General features: G+C 72.3%; 16 protein-coding genes. 8 read left to right on the top strand and 8 right to left on the bottom strand.

The window, feature by feature from the left end; translation table 11 throughout:
* Positions 1-55: 55 nt before the first annotated feature.
* Complete coding sequence (locus JJ691_RS08840; RefSeq protein WP_211768282.1) at positions 56-463, bottom strand: universal stress protein; 408 nt, start codon at positions 461-463, stop codon at positions 56-58.
* A 179-nt stretch (positions 464-642) separates the two neighbouring features.
* Between JJ691_RS08840 and JJ691_RS08835 the strand changes: the two genes are divergently transcribed.
* Together JJ691_RS08835 and JJ691_RS08830 are read left to right on the top strand one after the other, a co-directional pair.
* Positions 643-1,281, top strand: coding sequence for a CBS domain-containing protein (locus tag JJ691_RS08835; RefSeq protein WP_211768281.1), 639 nt, complete (start codon positions 643-645; stop codon positions 1,279-1,281).
* A gap of 44 nt (positions 1,282-1,325) precedes the next feature.
* On the top strand, positions 1,326-1,973 hold the full coding sequence (locus tag JJ691_RS08830; protein ID WP_211771368.1) for a response regulator: 648 nt from the start codon (positions 1,326-1,328) through the stop codon (positions 1,971-1,973).
* Here the strand turns inward: JJ691_RS08830 and JJ691_RS08825 are convergent.
* Positions 1,968-2,567 carry a cadmium resistance transporter gene (locus JJ691_RS08825; protein ID WP_211771367.1) on the bottom strand — a complete coding sequence of 200 codons (600 nt, stop codon included), beginning with the start codon at positions 2,565-2,567 and terminating at the stop codon, positions 1,968-1,970. The genes JJ691_RS08830 and JJ691_RS08825 overlap by 6 nt on opposite strands.
* A gap of 45 nt (positions 2,568-2,612) precedes the next feature.
* Complete coding sequence (locus tag JJ691_RS08820) at positions 2,613-4,286, bottom strand: sensor histidine kinase (protein ID WP_211768280.1); 1,674 nt, start codon at positions 4,284-4,286, stop codon at positions 2,613-2,615.
* A gap of 153 nt (positions 4,287-4,439) precedes the next feature.
* Here JJ691_RS08820 and JJ691_RS08815 point away from each other — a divergent pair, with 153 nt between their 5' ends.
* Genes JJ691_RS08815 through JJ691_RS08795 form a run of 5 tightly spaced genes read left to right on the top strand, consistent with a single transcriptional unit; the run spans position 4,440 to position 10,150 of the window.
* Entirely contained in the window at positions 4,440-5,453 is a 1,014-nt protein-coding gene (locus JJ691_RS08815) for an Acg family FMN-binding oxidoreductase (protein WP_211768279.1), read from the top strand.
* Positions 5,450-6,232: a universal stress protein gene (locus JJ691_RS08810; RefSeq protein ID WP_211768278.1), complete on the top strand. Its 783-nt coding sequence runs from the start codon at positions 5,450-5,452 to the stop codon at positions 6,230-6,232. Before JJ691_RS08815 ends, JJ691_RS08810 begins: the two co-directional genes overlap by 4 nt.
* Before the next feature lie 2 nt (positions 6,233-6,234).
* A complete protein-coding gene (locus tag JJ691_RS08805) occupies positions 6,235-6,846 on the top strand; it encodes a CBS domain-containing protein (protein ID WP_211768277.1) in 612 nt (203 codons plus the stop codon).
* Positions 6,843-9,482 carry a bifunctional acetate--CoA ligase family protein/GNAT family N-acetyltransferase gene (locus JJ691_RS08800; RefSeq protein ID WP_211768276.1) on the top strand — a complete coding sequence of 880 codons (2,640 nt, stop codon included), beginning with the start codon at positions 6,843-6,845 and terminating at the stop codon, positions 9,480-9,482. The genes JJ691_RS08805 and JJ691_RS08800 overlap by 4 nt, the downstream gene beginning before the upstream one ends.
* Positions 9,483-9,538: 56 nt before the next feature.
* Positions 9,539-10,150 carry an AbiTii domain-containing protein gene (locus JJ691_RS08795; protein WP_211768275.1) on the top strand — a complete coding sequence of 204 codons (612 nt, stop codon included), beginning with the start codon at positions 9,539-9,541 and terminating at the stop codon, positions 10,148-10,150.
* A gap of 7 nt (positions 10,151-10,157) precedes the next feature.
* On the opposite strand, the gene JJ691_RS08790 is transcribed toward JJ691_RS08795, so the two are convergent.
* From JJ691_RS08790 to JJ691_RS08775, 4 genes are all read right to left on the bottom strand, one after another.
* On the bottom strand, positions 10,158-10,571 hold the full coding sequence (locus JJ691_RS08790; protein WP_211768274.1) for a pyridoxamine 5'-phosphate oxidase family protein: 414 nt from the start codon (positions 10,569-10,571) through the stop codon (positions 10,158-10,160).
* Positions 10,572-10,650: 79 nt separating this feature from the next.
* Positions 10,651-11,217 carry a DoxX family membrane protein gene (locus JJ691_RS08785; protein ID WP_211768273.1) on the bottom strand — a complete coding sequence of 189 codons (567 nt, stop codon included), beginning with the start codon at positions 11,215-11,217 and terminating at the stop codon, positions 10,651-10,653.
* A 10-nt stretch (positions 11,218-11,227) separates the two neighbouring features.
* On the bottom strand, positions 11,228-12,232 hold the full coding sequence (locus JJ691_RS08780) for an acetate/propionate family kinase (protein ID WP_211768272.1): 1,005 nt from the start codon (positions 12,230-12,232) through the stop codon (positions 11,228-11,230).
* A complete protein-coding gene (locus JJ691_RS08775) occupies positions 12,229-14,595 on the bottom strand; it encodes a phosphoketolase family protein (RefSeq protein WP_211768271.1) in 2,367 nt (788 codons plus the stop codon). The genes JJ691_RS08780 and JJ691_RS08775 overlap by 4 nt, the downstream gene beginning before the upstream one ends.
* A gap of 179 nt (positions 14,596-14,774) precedes the next feature.
* Here JJ691_RS08775 and JJ691_RS08770 point away from each other — a divergent pair, with 179 nt between their 5' ends.
* A complete protein-coding gene (locus JJ691_RS08770) occupies positions 14,775-15,569 on the top strand; it encodes a universal stress protein (RefSeq protein ID WP_211768270.1) in 795 nt (264 codons plus the stop codon).
* Here the strand turns inward: JJ691_RS08770 and JJ691_RS08765 are convergent.
* Complete coding sequence (locus JJ691_RS08765; protein ID WP_211768269.1) at positions 15,556-15,723, bottom strand: hypothetical protein; 168 nt, start codon at positions 15,721-15,723, stop codon at positions 15,556-15,558. The genes JJ691_RS08770 and JJ691_RS08765 overlap by 14 nt on opposite strands.
* Positions 15,724-15,764: the final 41 nt, after the last annotated feature.

Raw genomic sequence — 15,764 nt, 5'->3', positions numbered from 1 at the left:
CGGCGGTGGGTCCCAGGGCCGTAGGCCACGGCCGAGGTCCCTACCTACCCAGGACTTACGACCCTGCGGCCGGCACCACCACGACCGGGCAGGTGGCGTGCCGCACGCATTCCCGGCTCACCGAGCCCAGCAGCAACTCGCCGACCGGGCCGCGCTGGTGGCTGCCCAGCACGAGCAGGTCCGCGCCCTCGCTGACCTCGTGCAGCACGCGCGCGGCGTCGCCCTGGACGCTGGAGTAGCTGATGTTCTCCGGCCGCGGCACGCCGGTCACGGTCGCGACCTGGCGGGCGAGCAGCGCGGTGGAATCCTCCTTCGACTGCTCCCTCGGCAGCGGATCCGTCGTCGGGTCGAACTGCCACGCGTGCACCACGTGCACCAGCGTGTGCCGGACCTGCCCCTCGTTGACGGCCCACTCCAGGGCCTTCCGCGACATCTCGGTGCCGTCGACTCCCACCACGATCATGTCTTCCTCACTCGTCCGGACCGGCGGCGCCGGGCTCGTCGGCGCCCGTGTCATCGAGGCTCACGCCCGCGCGCCCGTGGCAACCAGAGCCACAGGTCCCATGGGTCCCGGGCGCGATGGCACTGTCCGCGCGCGTCCGCACGCGGTGTGCTGGTGCCATCCCGAACTGGAGGCCAGCCATGAGCTACCCGACCGTGCGATCGGTGATGACCACCCCGGTCATCGCCGTGACCGCCGACGCCCCGTTCAAGGAGATCGTGCGGGCGCTGGCCGAGCACCGGGTCAGCGCCGTGCCGGTGGTCGACGCCGCCGGCCACGTCGCCGGCGTGGTCTCCGAGGCCGATCTGATCCACAAGGAGGAGATGCGCGGCGGCCTGGACGAGGTGCTGTCCTCCGGGTACGGGGTGCGCAGCCAGAAGGCGCACGCCGGCACCGCGGAGCGGCTGATGAGCTCGCCCGTCGTCACGATCGGCCCGGACGCCACCGTCGAGGACGCGGCGAGCAAGCTCAGCCGCGCCGACGTCCGCCGGCTGTTCGTGGTCGAGGGCGACGGCCGGCTGATCGGCGTCCTGTCCCGCGCCGACGTGCTGCGCCTGTTCCTCGTCCCCGACGACGTGATCCGCGGCCGGGTGCTCAGGGCCCTGCCCGCGGGCGTCACCGCGACCGTCGACGAAGGCGTCGTGACCCTGGGCGGCCGGGTCCCCCGGCGCAGCCAGGCCGTCGCCGCCATCCGCATCGCCTGGGCCATGCCCGGCGTCGTCGGCGTCACCGGGGCCATCCAGCACGAGACCGACGACGTGAACCTGGGTGTGGCGTGACCGACTCACTCGACCGTGGAACGCTCTACCCGGAGGTGGCGGCGATGACCATTGGCGTGTTCCTGGTGGACGACCACGAGATCGTCCGGCGCGGGATCTCCGACCTGCTGGAGGGCGAGTCCGACCTCAAGGTCGTCGGCGAGGCGGGCATGGTCGCCGAGGCCCTGGTCCGGATTCCCGCCTCCCAGCCCGAGGTCGCCGTCCTCGACGTGCGGCTGCCCGACGGCAACGGCGTCGAGCTGTGCCGGGAGCTGCGCTCCGCCATGCCGCAGCTGCAGTGCCTGATGCTCACGTCGTTCTCCGACGACGACGCCCTGTTCGACGCCATCATGGCCGGCGCCGCCGGCTTCCTGCTCAAGCAGGTCCTCGGCAGCGACCTGGTCAACGCCATCCGCACCGTCGCCGGCGGCCAGTCCCTGCTCGACACCCACACCACCTCGGCGCTGCTCGCCCGCCTGCGCCGCGACCAGCAACAGCGCTCCGACCCGCTGGCCGTCCTGTCCGACCAGGAACGCGTCGTGCTCGAACTCATCGGCGAGGGCCTGACCAACCGCCAGATCGCCGAACGCATGTTCCTGGCCGAGAAGACCGTCAAGAACTACGTCTCCCACCTGCTGGCCAAACTCGGCATGCAGCGCCGCACCCAGGCCGCCGTGCTGGCCACCGAGCTCAAGGACAAGCGCGGGTCATAGCCCGAACGCGCCGCCGTCGACGAGGATCAGCGCGCCGATGCCGATCAGAACCGCCGGCAGCACGAGATGTCCCCACCGCGACAAGGCCCTGGCGCTCGCCGGCCGGGTCGCGAGAAACCGGCCGAACGCGCACCAGATCCCGGTGAGCACCAGGAAGACCACCGTGAACACGACCAGTCCCCCGTCCCCAGCGGAGGCGAACACCGGCACGTAGACGCCGATGTTGTCGCCGCCGTTGGCGAACGTCACGGCGGCGACGGCGAGAACGGTCGGACCGGCGTCCGCGATCGGCTCGCCTCCGGCGGCCGCCCCGCGGCGGTCGCGCCAGGCGGTCCAGCCGGCGCGCACACCCAGGGCCAGCGGCACCAGGCCCAGGTAGGGCACAACCCGGTCCGGCAGCAGATCGGCGCCGAACGCGCCCACGACCGACGTCGCCAGGATCGCCGCGAACCCCAGGTACTGGCCGACCACGACCCTGGCCTCAGCGCCGCGCCGCTGCCGGCACTGCCCGAAGAACACCGCCAGGATCACGAGGTCGTCGATGTTGGTGACCGCGAACATGCCCACGGCCTGGCCGAGCAGCCCCAGGTCCACCCGTTCCCTCTCCACGCCACCGGTCGACGCCGCCGACGATACGGGTCACGTGCCCGGCCGGATCGGGACCTTCCAGGTGTAGCGGGTGCCGCCGTCCGGGCAGGGGACGACGGTGAGGGTGCCGCCGAACGTCGAGGCCCGGTTCTCGATGTTGGCCAGGCCGCTGCGGGCCAGGGTCTCCGGCACGCCGACGCCGTCGTCCAACACGTCCACGATGAAGTCCTTGGCGGCCTCGATGGTGACGACGATCTGCGTGGCCCGGGCGTGGCGCAGAGCGTTGCTCAGGCCCTCGCGGAGGGCGGCCTCGGCGTGCGGGGCGACCTCGGGCGGGACCAGGGTGTCGACGGCGCCGGACATGCGGACCGACGGGGAGACGTCGGTGCCGTCGGTGAGCTCGGAGACGACGTCGAGCAGGGTGCGGCGCAGGCTGGAGACCTCGTCGGCGGTGTGCAGGTCGAAGATGGAGGTGCGGATCTCCATGACGGTCTGGTCGAGCTGGCCGACGGCGTGCTGGATCCGTTTGCGGGCCTCGGCGTCGGGGATCATGCGCAGCGAGCCCTGCAGGCTCAGACCGGTGGCGAACAGCCGCTGGATGACGTGGTCGTGCAGGTCCCGGGCGATCCGGTCGCGATCGGCCAGCAGGTCGAGCAGGCCCTTGGTCCGCTGCTTGTCGGCCAGCTCCAGGGCCATGGCGGCCTGGTCGGCGAAGGACGTCACCAGCGGGACGTCGTCGGGGCGGTACTCGACACCGCCCTTCTCACGGGCGGTGAGCAGGGCGCCGGAACCGCCGTCGGAGGTGCGGAACTCGACGACCAGGCCGGGACCGAGCACGTCGCCGGCCAGACCGCCGTCGAGCTCCTGGGCGAGGTCGGCGATCAGGCGCGGGGCGTCGTCGAGCAGCCGACGTCCGTGGGGCAGCGCGACATCGGCGAGCTGATCGGCGCGGGACCCCACCGCACCGCTGACGGTGAGCGTGTCATCGCCGTCGGCCAGCAGCGCCATCGCGCACGTCGAGTCGGTCAACTCCAAGGCCCGCAGGGCGACCAGCCGCAGCGCATCGTCCACAGTGGCCCCACCGAGCAGTTCGGCGCGGATCTCGGACGACGCCTCCAGCCACCGCTGCCGCTGCTGGGACCGCTCGAACAGGCGGGCGTTCTCGATCGCCACGCCGGCGGCCGCGGCCAGCGCCCGCAGCACGACCTCGTCGTCGGCGGTGAACTCGCCGCCGCCGCGCTTCTCGGTCATGTACAGGTTGCCGAAGACCTCGTTGCGGACGAGCACGGGCGCGCCGAGGAAGCTGTGCATCGGCGGGTGGTTGGCCGGGAAGCCGACCGAAGCCGGATGGGTGGTCAGGTCGGCCAGCCGGATCGGCTTGGGATCGTGGATGAGCAATCCGAGCAGGCCTCGCCCCTCCGGCAGATGCCCCATCAGCTTGCGTTGGTCGGCGTCGATGCCCAGGTAGACGAACTCGGAAAGCCCGTCACCGGTGTTGGCCAGCACGCCGAGCGCCCCGTAGCGGGCGTCGACCAGGTCCGCCGCCGCCCGCACGATGCGGTTGAGCGTGGAGTCCAGCTCGATGCCGGAGCCGACGGCCAGCACCGCGTCCAGCAGGCCCTGGACCCGGTCCCTGGTCTTGACGATCTCGGCCAGCCGCTCCTGAACCTCGGCCAGCAGCTCGTCCAGCCGCAGGCTGCCGAGCATTCTCGAGGGATCTGGCATCCGGCGCTCCCGTTGATCTGGCGTTGACTCCGGAAAGCCTGCCACCGCATCGGGTCGGGGCAAAGGGTCGTACGGATCTCGTGGTCGAGGGCCCTGGTCCACCATGACTTTGGACCGTGTCCGCGACGTTGTCCCGACAATCATCGTGGAGCCATGACCAGTCCAGTTCCCGCCAGCCTCGGGCTCAGCCCGGCCGAGGTGGCCGCCGTCCTCGAGGCGGCGGCGACGGCGCCATCGGTGCACAACAGCCAGCCGTGGCAGTTCCGGGTGCTGCCCGACCGGATCGAGCTGCACGCCGACCTGACGCGCCGGCTGCTGGCCACCGACCCGGACGACAAGGAGCTGCGGCTGGCGTGCGGCGCGGCCCTGGCCAACCTGCGCATCGCGCTGGAGGCCCTGGGCGTCCGACCACTGTTGACGCTGCTGCCCCGGGGCACGAGGGCACTGGCCGTGGTCCGGCGGGGCGGACACGTGACGCCGGCCGACGGCGTCCTCGACCTGCGTCGGGCGATCCCGGCCCGGCACACCAACCGAAAGCCGTTCCTGAACGACCGGGTGACGCCGGTCGAGCTGAGCGAGCTGGTCCACGCGGCGCAGTCCGAACGCTCCTGGCTGCACCCGGTCACCGATCCCGTCCAGCGCAACCGCCTGCACGCCCTGGTCGTCCGGGCCCACCAGGTCCAGCTGGCCAACGTGGAGTTCCGGGCCGAGCTGGAGCGCTGGACCGGGCACGGCGGCGAGCGCCGCGACGGTGTGCCGGCCCGTGCGGCCGGACCCGCGCACGAGCCGCAGGACCAGTGGGTGCTGCGCGACTTCAGCGGCGGCCGGGCGCGGGAACGGCTGCCGGGCAAGGACTTCGAGCCGGAGCCGCTGATCGCGGTCGTCTGCTCCTACTACGAGGGCCGGCTGGCCGAGCTGCACGCCGGCCAGGCCATGCAGCGGGTGCTGTTGACCGCCACCACGCTCGGGTTGTCGGCCTCGTTCATCGCCCAGCCGATCGAGGTGCCCTCCTGCCGTGAGGAGCTGCGACGCCTGCTGGGCGCCGGCGTCAACGCCCAGACCATCCTGCGCGTGGGCCACGGCAGCCCGGTCGCGTCCACTCCCCGACGTCCGGTGGCCGAACTGCTCATCGACGCCGAGCCCGTACTACCGGGAGGCACCCCATGAAGGCCGTTCTGCTCGGGCTGTCGCCCGACACCGATTCGCTGGCGACGATCACCTGGGCAGCCGAGTACGCCGGCCGACTGCACGCGCCGCTGCGAGTCGTGCTCGCCGACGGCGGCCACCTGTCGGCGCTGTACAACGCGGCCGCGGCGGTCCGCAGCCGCTACCCCGAGCTGTCGCTGGCCGCCACGACAGCCGATGACGGTCTCGCCGACGCGCTGCTGGACCGGGTCGCCGACGCGCACGTGGTTGTCGTGGACCGGAATTCCGCCACGGCCGGCATCGCCACGGCGGTGGCGGCCACGGCGAGCTGCCCGGTCGCGGCTGTCGCGCCGGGCACGGCCTGGCCCGACCAGACCCGGCCGATCCTGGTCGGCGCGGACGGCACCGAGCAGTCCGAGCAGGCGCTGCGCTGGGCGTTCGTCGAGGCGCACCGCCTCGGCCGCGGCGTCCGGGCCATGCACTGCCAGCCGCACGGCCCGTACGGCGCGACCGCGAACGGGCGCCGCAACTCCGTGTTCGACCTGGTCTCGCTGTTCGCCGGCCGATACCCGGAGACGGCCGTGCAGCTGCACACGCTGGCGTGCAAACCGGCCGACGCGCTGGCCTGGCACTCCCAGTTCGCGTCGATGGTCGTCGTCGGCTACCGCGAACACAGCCTCGGCGGCCGGACCTACCGCAAGGTGCTGAGCGAGGCGGCCTGCCCGGTCGTCATCGCCGGCCCCGACACCACCATCGACGTCGCGGTCGCGGCGTCCGCACTGCACACCGCGAGGAGCTGACGATGAGGGCCCAGGACGTGATGAGCAGCCCGGTGGTCACGGCGCGTCCGGACCAGTCGGTCAAGGAGATCGCCACGCTGCTGGCCGAACGGGGATTCACCTCGATGCCGGTGGTCGACGACGACCACGTGGTCGGCATGGTGACCGAGGCGGACGTGCTGCGCGACCGCATCCCGGTCGACGCCCGCACCCGCATCTGGCGGGACGAGAACGTCCAGACGCATCCGGCCCCGACCGTCGCCGAGGTGATGAGCACGCCGGCCGTGGCCGTCACGCCCGGCGTGGACTGCGCGGTGCTGGCGCGGATGATGCTGGACGACCACGTGCGCGCGGTGCCCGTCGTGGACGGTGGCCGGGGCGTCGTCGGCATCGTGACCAGGCGGGACCTGCTGCGGGCCATCGCCACCGACGACGCGACGGTGCTGATCGCCGTGCGGTCGCGCCTGGCCGCGTACGGCGGCGCCGACCGCTGGTCGGTGACCGTGCACGACGGCGTGGTCGAGATCGTGGACGACTTCGACGACGCCACCGACCGGCACGTGGCCCAGGTCATCGCCGAGTCCGTGGCCGGCGCCGCCGAGGTCCGGGTGCGCAGTCGGGAATCGGTGCGATGACCGGGGTGCGCGCGCTGCTGGCGGACGGGCGGGTGGCGCTCGTCCGCCGTCTCACACCGGCGGACACCGACGCCGTGTGCCTGCTGCACAAGGCGTTGCCCGAACGTGACATCTACCTGCGCTTCTTCACCCTGCGGCCACCGCGGCTGGAGGCCTTCGCCGACCACCTGACCGCGCCGGACGTCCGGCACGCCACGCTCGGCGCGCATGTCGACGGCGTGCTCACCGGCGTCGCCACCTACGAGGTCGTCGCCGATCCGGCCGAGGCGGAGGTGGCGCTCGCCGTCGACCACCGGCAGCAGGCGCATGGTGTCGGCACGCTCCTGCTGGAGCACCTGGCGTCGCTGGCGCGCGAGCACGGCATCCGGCGGTTCGTCGCGGACGTCCTGGCGGAGAACACCGGCATGCTGCGCGTGTTCCACGACCTCGGGCTGCCGTGTGAGGTCGTCCGCGGTGGCCCCGAAGTGCGTGTGGTGGTCCCGCTCGATCCCGACGACCGCTACCTGGACTCGGTCACGGACCGGGAGGTCCGCGCCGACGTCGCCAGCCTGGCCCGGCTGCTCCGGCCCCGGAGCATCGCCGTGGTCGGGGCCGGCCGCAGGCCCGGCACCGTCGGACACGCGATCCTCCAGCGGCTGGTCGAGGCGGGCTTCACCGGCCGGATCATGGCCGTCAACCCGAACGCCGTCGAGATCGCCGGGGTTCGCTGCTATCCGTCCGTGCCGGAGCTGCCCGTGGTTCCCGACCTCACCGTGGTCGCCGTGCCGGCGGCCGCGGTGCCGTCAGTGCTCGCCGAGTGCGCCCGGCGCAAGGCCCCGGCCGTGGTCGTGATCACCGCCGGCATCACCGGCGAGGAGAGGCTGCACGGCGAGGTGCTGGGCACCGTCCAGGGCGGCGGATTCCGCCTCGTGGGGCCGAACTGCCTCGGCATCGTCAACACCGATCCGGACATCCGCCTGGACGCCTCGTTCTCCGACCGGCCGGCCCGCGCCGGCGACGTCGGTGTGGTCACCCAGTCCGGTGGGGCCGGCATCGCCCTGGTCGACCAGCTGGCCGCGGCCGGCCTCGGAGTGTCCACAATGGTCTCCACCGGCGACAAGTACGACGTCAGCGGCAACGACATGCTGCGCTGGTGGGAGTTCGACGACGCCACCCGGGTAGCTGTGCTGTACCTGGAGTCCTTCGGCAACCCCCGCAAGTTCTCCCGGCTGGCCCGGCGGCTGGCCCGCCGGATGCCGGTCGTCGCGCTGCGCACCGGCACCAGCGAGGTCGCCCGCCGAGCCGCCGCCTCGCACACCGCCGCCGGCGCCACGCCGGCCGTCACCCGTGACGCCCTGTACCGACAGGCCGGCGTCATCGCCGTGGACACGCTCACCGACCTGACGGCCACCGTCGCGGTGCTCGACAAGCAGCCCTTGCCCGATGGCCTCCGCGTCGCCGTGATCACCAACGCCGGTGGCGGCGGAGTCCTTGCCGCGGACCAATGCGCGGCTCACCACCTGCACGTCCGGCCGCCCTCGAAGACGCTGCGCGCCGCGCTCGGCAGTCTGCTGCCGGCGACCGCGAGCCTCGGCAACCCGATCGACACCACCGCCGCCGTCTCGGCCGTGGAATTCGGCCGCTGCGTGCGCGCGGCGATGGACGACGTGGCGGTCGACGCCGTGCTCGCGATCACCGTGCCGACTGCCCTCGGCGACCCGTCCACCGAGTTGGCCGAGATCATCGTCAAGGCCCGCGCGGCCGGTCGGAACACGCCGGTGGTCGCGGTGCGTCTGACCCAGCCCGAGAGCCTGCGGCTGGTCGGCGCCGAGCTCCCCAGCTTCGCCGAACCCGCCGTGGCCGTGGCCGCACTCGCCCGCGCCGCCCACTACGGCCAGTGGCTGCGGCGCCCGGCCGGTCTTGTGCCCGCACTGGCCGGCATCGACGTCGTCGGCGCGCGTGAACTCGTCGACGGCTTCCTCGCCGACCACTCGGACGGCGGTTGGCTGTCGGCCCCGGACGTGACGACATTGCTGCGCTGCTTCGGCATTCCGGCGCTCGACGTCATCGCGGCGGCCGATGAGGACGCGGCCGCCGCGGCCTTCCAGACACTGTCCGGGCCCGTCGCGCTCAAGGCGGTGGCACGGGGTCTGCTGCACAAGAGCGCCGGCGGCGGTGTCGCACTCGGCATCACCGACGAGTCCCAGCTGCGCGACCGGGCGAAGTCCATGCGCACCCACTTCGGCGGCGACCTGCTCGGCTATCTCGTGCAGCCGATGGCCGCCCCTGGCCGGGAGCTTCTGGTCGGCGTCGTCGGCGACGCCTCGTTCGGGCCGCTGGTCGTGTTCGGTCTGGGCGGCACCGACACCGACGTGATCGACAAACGGGTCAGCTGCCTGGTGCCGGTCACCGACGTCGACAGCCACGACCTGCTTCGTGCCCTGCCGGCGCCGAAGGCGCTGGCCGGCGTCGACGTGGACGCCGTCGCGGCCACGGTGATGCGGGTCGGTCGGCTGGCCGAGCTGCTGCCCGAGGTCGCGGAGATGGATCTCAACCCGCTCATCGCGTACGCGACCGGCTGCGTCATCGCCGACGCCCGGATCCTGCTCCGTCCGGTCGAGCGGACGGACGCCACGCTGCGCGCACTGCGGGTCTAAGGGACAGAGCCGGACGGACGATGCCATGGTGACCGGCGCACGGCAACACTCGACCTGTGGGATTCCTGGACAAGCTGATCCATGCCGTGCGCCGGAATTCCAGCACCGCCGACGTGCTGTTGGCCGTCGAGGCCCTCGCCACCCGAATCGGTTCGGCCGAACTGGCCGACTGGGCGGACCGCGAACTCCACGGATATCCGGAGGAGGAGCGGGTGCCGGCGTACCGGGGACCGTTCACCGCCGAGATCAACGTGCGGCTGCACCGCCAGCCGGACCGGACGCGACCACTGGCCCGGACGGCGTTCGCCGCGGAGCTGCGGGACTCCAAGCTGATGCGCCTCTACGACGTGACCGTCGTCGAAGCCGTCACACACCTCGAACGGCTCGCCGGCGAGCACCTGGTTCGGCCCTGGGGCGCCGTGCATGTCGACCTGCTGAACCAGCTCATCGACATCGGCGGTCTGTCGATCGTTCCCGGTGGCACCGTCGTGGCAGCGGAGAACCAGCTGGCCGGCAGCCTCGTTCGCGCTACCGTCAACGCGGTGCGCGACCGGGCGCTGGGACTGGCGCTCACCCTCGAACGAGTGGCGCCGGACGCGGGCGACCGGGGCGGGCCGTCGGAGCCCACCCCAGCCATGCGCGATGTCATCGCGAAGACCGTCGGCTGAGCCCCGGTCAGAATGACGGGAGCTGGGCGACCCGTCGTCCGCTGATCGTGCCGATCACGATGCGAATCAGGTGATCCCGGCCGCCGACCCAGGTCCGCGGCGCCGCCCGCGCCGCCTCGGCCAACTCCGCGGGATGGTCGACGACACCGGAACGGCCGACCACCACCACGCTCCAGCCCTTGCCGGTGTCCAGATCGATGTCGTCCACCTCGAACGCCACCACGGCGTTGCGGGTGGCCGCGGCCAGCTTGCCATCCGCACCGGTCCGGATCAGCAGCGATCCATCCCACACCGAGAAGTTCACCGGCAGCACCGCCGGCAGCGCCAGGTCGGTGAACACGATCCGGCCCAGCGGCACGGTCGTCAGCAGCGCCACGCACTCGGCGCGGTCGAGGATCTCCAGACCCGCGGCGTCGAACATCCGTACCCCACTCTCTCGCGGACATGGCTGTGTGACCAGAGTGCGGGCCCTGGTCACACAGGTGGTGCCTGGCCGGCGGTCAGCGCAGCCACGGGGTGTCGCGCACGACGGCCAGCCTCTCCCACTGCCGGCCCAGCCCCCAGGTCGCGCCGGCGCCGAACAGCGCGGCGACGATGAGCACGAGGGCGTAGACGATGTGGTAGTCGATCAACGGGTTGGTCGAGCCGCTGGCCTTGCCGGCGGCGGTCAGGGTGTCCGGCGGCCACTCGGCGGCCCACATCATCAGCAGCATGACCGTGCCGGCCACCGCGGAGATCCGCAGCGCCACGCCGAGCGTGACGGCCAGGCCGATGCCGAGCAGGCCCAGCATGAACAGCCAGTCCGCCCACACGGCGCCGGCCCAGGCGTGGAACATCGACTGGAACGGGCCGACGTCGACGTTGCCCAGGAAGCCCTTGGTCGGCGAGCCGCCGTTCAGCCACGAGTGCGCGGCCGGCGTCGCGTAGCCGAATCCGAACAGCTTGTCCACGAACGCCCACAGGAAGACCAGGCCGACGGCGATGCGCAGCACGGCCAGCCACTGGCGAGCGGCCGGGCGGGCGCCCACCGGCGCCGGGCCGGCGGTCGGACGCTCCTTGACGGACATCGTTTCCTCCTCAGTTCAGTGTTTCCTCGGTCTGCCTCGCCATCTCCAGGTCCTCACGGGCCGGCGTCACGGTCGGCTCGACACCGAGGAACTCCAGGCCGGCGGCCAGCTCGTCGAGCAGGCCCGGCTGGTGCTCCGCGACGCCGCCGGTGAGGACCAGCGCGTCCAGTCGTGGCAAGGACGTTCGGGCGGCCGCGATCTCCCGACGCAGCCGGTGCAGGTAGACGCGGACGGCCAGGTCCGCCTCGGGACAGCCCTGCTCGCGGACGGCGAGCACCTCGCGCAGGTCGCCGGTCGTGCCGGACAGGCCGGCCAGTCCACTGTGGTGGTTCAACGCGTTGTCCAGCGTCTGCAACGGGATCTCCCGCGCCAGGTACAGCAGCAGACCCGGGTCGAGCGCGCCCGGCCGGGTCGCCATCGGGACGCCGTCCAGTGGTGTGAAGCCCATCGACGTGTCGACGCTGCGCCCGCCGTCGATGGCCGTGACGGAGACGCCGGAGCCGAGGTGGCAGCAGATCATCGCCACGCCCTCGGGGCGCCGCCCCAGCGTCTCCGCGGTCGTGCGCAACGCGTTGGCGCACGACAGGCCGTGGAAGCCGTACCGCCGAACGCCGTACTTCCGCGTCCACTCCATCGGGATCGGGTAGGTCGAGGCCGCCGGCGGCAGGCGCGTGTGGAAGCTGGTGTCGAAGCACGCCACCAGCGGCGTGTCCGGCCACCAGGTCCGCAACGCCCGGCCCAGCAACAGGGATCGCGGCTGATGGATCGGCGCCATGGGGACCAGCGTCCGCAGGCTCTCCTCCTGTTTGGCGTCCAACACGACCGGGCCGGGTCGGTCACCGCCGTGCACGAACCGCAGCGCGACGGCATCCACCGGGCCGACCTCCTCGACGGCGGCCGGATCCGGCAGCCCGTCCCAGTCCTGGACGGCCCACTCGCCGATCGTCTCACCACTGTCCACAACGGACACCTTCAGGCTGGACGATCCCGGGTTCACGGTGAGCACGCGGCTCATGGCGTCCACGTCCAGTTCCGGATCTCCGGCAGGTCCTCGCCGGTGCGCCGGATGTGGTCGTGGTGCACGGCCAGCCGCTCCAGCAGCTGCTGCCGCACATGCCCGAGCCGCCCGGCGACGCGGGGCACCCGCTCCAGCGCGGCCAGCGCCAGGTGGTAGCGGTCGATCTCGTTCAGCACGCACATGTCGAACGGCGTCGTGGTGGTGCCGTTCTCATGGAAGCCGTGCACGTGCATGTCGTCGTGGCCGGGCCGGCGGTAGGTCAGCCGGTGGATCAGCCACGGGTAGCCGTGGTAGGCGAAGATGACCGGCGCGTCGGTGAAGATCTCCCGGTACGCCCTGTCGTCGATGCCGTGCGGATGCTGTCCGGGCGCGGCCAGCCGGGCCAGGTTGACCACGTTGACCACGCGGATCCGCAGGTCCGGCACGAACTCCTTGAGCACCTGCACCGCGGCCAGCGTCTCCTGCGTCGGCACGTCGCCGGCACAGGCCAGCACCACGTCGGTGTCCCCGTCGGCATCCGTGCTGGCCCAGCGCCACACGCCCAGGCCCTGCTCGCAGTGCGCCGCCGCCTCGTCGGCGGTCAGGTACTGCAACGCCGGCTGCTTGCCGGAGACGATCACGTTGACCAGGCCGTGGCTGCGCAGGCAGTGATCGGCCACCGCCAGCAGGCAGTTGGCGTCCGGCGGCAGGTAGACCCGCACGACCTCGGGCCGCTTGTTCAGCACGTGGTCGACGAAGCCGGGATCCTGGTGCGAGGCGCCGTTGTGGTCCTGCCGCCACACGTGCGAGGTCAGCAGGTAGTTCAGGCTCGGGATCGGCCGCCGCCACGGGATCCGCGCCGCGGTGTGCAACCACTTCGCGTGCTGGGCGACCATCGAGTCCACCACGTGCGCGAACGCCTCGTAGCTGGACAGCAGGCCGTGCCGGCCGGTCAGCAGGTAGCCCTCCAACCAGCCCTGGCACAGGTGCTCGGACAGCACCTCCAGCACCCGGCCGTCGCGGTCCAGGTGGTCGTCGCCGGGCTCGGTCTCCAGCTGCCAGCGGCGGCCGGTCACGTCGAAGACTGCGTCCAGGCGGTTGGAGGCGTGCTCGTCCGGGGCGAACAGCAACAGGTTGTGGGGATTCAGCTCCACCGCGTCGCGGAGGTACTTGCCCAGCTGCCGCGTCGACTCGGCGGCGACTTCGCCCCGCGCGGGAACGTCCACCGCGTGGGTGGCCGGATCCGGCAGCCGCAGGTCGCGCTGGACCTGGCCGTGGGCAACGGGTTTCGCGCTGATCCGGTCCGTCCCGAGTGGACGGTGGTCGCGGATCATCGGCACCGGCGAGCCGTCCTGCTCGAACAGCTCCTCCGGGCGGTAGGACTGCATCCACTGTTCCAGGCGGGCCAGGTGGTGGGCGTTCTCACGGACCGCCGCGAACGGCACCTGGTGCGCGCGCCAGCTGCCCTCCACCTGCTTGCCGTCGATCTCGTGCGGACCGGTCCAGCCCTTCGGCGTGCGCAGCACGATCATCGGCCACTTGCGGTCCCGGCCGCCGTAGCCGCGGCGGGCGGCGGCCTGGATCTCCTGGATGCCCAGCACGCACTTCTCCAGCGCGTCCGAATAGCTCTCGTGCACCTCGTGCGGGTCGCTGCCGCCGACCTCCAGCGGCCGCCAGCCGTGCCCGATCAGCAACGAGTTCAGCTCGTGGCGCGGCATCCGGGCCAGCACCGCCGGGTTGGCGATCTTGTAACCGTTCAGGTGCAGGATCGGCAGCACCGCGCCGTCCCGCTCCGGCGACAGGAAGGCCGTCGCGTGCCAACTGGTCGCCAGCGGGCCGGTCTCGGCCTCGCCGTCGCCGATCACGCAGGCCGCGATCAGGCCCGGGTTGTCCAGCGCCGCGCCGGTCGCGTGAGCCAGGGAGTAGCCGAGCTCGCCGCCCTCGTGGACGGAACCCGGCAGGTGCGCCGAGGCGTGGCTGGGCACGCCGCCGGGAAAGGAGAACTGCCGGAACAGGCGGCGCATGCCGTCCTCGTCCTGGGCGATCTCCGGGTAGCACTCCGAGTACGTGCCCTCCAGCCAGGCTGCCGCGTTCAGGCCGGCCGCGCCGTGACCGGGTCCGGTCACCAGCATGAGGTCCAGCCTGTGCCGCATGATCATGCGCGACAGGTGGGCGTAGGTCAGGGTCAGGCCGGGCACGGTCCCCCAGTGCCCGAGCAGTCGCGGCTTGACGTGCCCGGGCTGCAACGGCTCCCGCAGCAGCGGGTTGTCCAGCAGGTAGATCTGGCCGACGGACAGGTAGTTCGCCGCGCGCCACCAGGCGTCCAGGCGCTGCACCCAACGCGTGGTCGGCTGCTGCTCGATCGAGCCTGCGGTGATCATCGATGCTCCCGTGGTCGCTGCTCTCGATTCAGCTCCACAGTCGCCGGTCCCTCCAGGCGCGGGCCGCAGGCGGCGGACCCGAACCACCGGGGTCTTTCGGCCCCGTGCCGTCCTTACGACGGTCCCTGTCGCAGGTCAGAGGCCTGCGCGACGGTTGGTGCACACCCGAGGAGGACCCGATGCCCGCCGCCGCCCCGCTGCACGACATCCGCCCCGTCCAGACCAGGCCCGCCAAGGCGGTGACCGTTGGCGTCGACGGTTCGTACTGGGGCGGCCTGGCCCTCGACTGGGCCGCCTGCCACGCCTGGTCGCGCGGGGCCTCGCTGCGCGTCCTGCGGGCCCGCGACGAAGTCCCCTCCGACGTCCCGACCGACCTCGGTCTCAGCCACGCCCACCGGCTCTACCCGCTGCTGCCCATCATGTCCCGCCCCGTCGGCGCCGCACCCGTCGTCGACCTCACCACCGCCAGCGCCGACAGCTCCCTGCTTGTCCTCGGCTGCCGCGGCCACCGCCACTTCGGCCTCGGCGACCTCGTCATCCCCGTCCTCACCGGCGCCCGGTGCGACGTCCTCGTCGTCCGCGGCACTCCCCCCGCCGTCCACGGCGACCACCGGCGCGTCACCGCCATGATCAGCGGCGGCCCCGACGACACTCTCGTCCTCCGCCACGCCGCCGAGTTCGCCGCCTCCCGCCGCGCCCGCCTCCGCGTCGTGCACGCCGCCCCCGACGAACTCCGTCTGGAGCCCGCTCCCGAAGACGTCCTGCACATCGCCGAACTCCAACTCAAGTCGCTCGCCCTGGCCGTCCGCGCCTCGTTCACCCTCGCGCGGCAACTGCCCCACGAGACAGTGCAGCGCCTCATCGACACCGACCTCGTCGTGCTGGCCACCGGCCAGTCCCCTCGGCACCCCATCGGCACCGTCACCAGGACCGCCCTGTACCACGCACCTTGCCCCGTGCTCATCGTCCGATAAGGACCGTCCGCGCGACGTTGAGCGCGGTGTCGTCGAGGACAAAAGAGGTCTGTGGCGAGGAATCCTCGGTACCGGAGAAGCTGACCGTGATGGTCTGCCCGGCCAGCGAGGAGACGTCGAACGTCTGCTGCGCGTAGCCGGAGTTCTTGTCCAAGTTGGAGAACGTGGCCACCGTGGTGGCGCCGGCCTTGACAG

The organism is Kutzneria sp. CA-103260 (assembly GCF_018263855.1).
GTDB lineage: Bacteria > Actinomycetota > Actinomycetes > Mycobacteriales > Pseudonocardiaceae > Kutzneria.
Note: the sequence above shows the minus strand (reverse complement) of the source record. Positions and strands in the feature narration are given on the sequence as shown.